The following is an 824-nucleotide window of genomic DNA, read 5'->3' on the forward strand; positions in this document are numbered from 1 at the left end:
CTGGCACTGTTGCAAAGTTAGCGATGAGGCAGCCTTTTGTCTTATTCAAAGGCCTTACATTTCAAAAACTCTGCTTACCAGGCGCATTTCGCCCAGGGGATCACCATAATAAAATGCTGAGGCCTGGCCTTTGCGTAGTGCACGCATCACCTCAATACCTTTGATGGTGGCGTAAGCCGTCTTCATGGATTTAAATCCCAGCGTGGCGCCGATTATCCGTTTCAGTTTGCCATGATCGCATTCAATCACGTTGTTCCGGTACTTAATCTGTCGGTGTTCAACGTCAGACGGGCACCGGCCTTCGCGTTTGAGCAGAGCAAGCGCGCGACCATAGGCGGGCGCTTTATCCGTGTTGATGAATCGCGGGATCTGCCACTTCTTCACGTTGTTGAGGATTTTACCCAGAAACCGGTATGCAGCTTTGCTGTTACGACGGGAGGAGAGATAAAAATCGACAGTGCGGCCCCGGCTGTCGACGGCCCGGTACAGATACGCCCAGCGGCCATTGACCTTCACGTAGGTTTCATCCATGTGCCACGGGCAAAGATCGGAAGGGTTACGCCAGTACCAGCGCAGCCGTTTTTCCATTTCAGGCGCATAACGCTGAACCCAGCGGTAAATCGTGGAGTGATCGACATTCACTCCGCGTTCAGCCAGCATCTCCTGCAGCTCACGGTAACTGATGCCGTATTTGCAGTACCAGCGTACGGCCCACAGAATGATGTCACGCTGAAAATGCCGGCCTTTGAATGGGTTCATGTGCAGCTCCATCAGCAAAAGGGGATGATAAGTTTATCACCACCGACTATTTGCAACAGTGCCGC

At 52.5% G+C, this 824-nt stretch carries 1 protein-coding gene; it reads right to left on the reverse strand.

What is annotated here, in order from left to right; all coding sequences use genetic code 11:
* Positions 1-54: 54 nt before the first annotated feature.
* A complete protein-coding gene (locus ACFSQ3_RS15885; RefSeq protein ID WP_001067855.1) occupies positions 55-759 on the reverse strand; it encodes an IS6-like element IS26 family transposase in 705 nt (234 codons plus the stop codon).
* Between the last annotated feature and the right edge of the window lie 65 nt (positions 760-824).

Source organism: Sphingobacterium corticis (assembly GCF_042684745.1).
GTDB classification, from domain to species: Bacteria; Bacteroidota; Bacteroidia; order Sphingobacteriales; family Sphingobacteriaceae; genus Sphingobacterium; species Sphingobacterium corticis.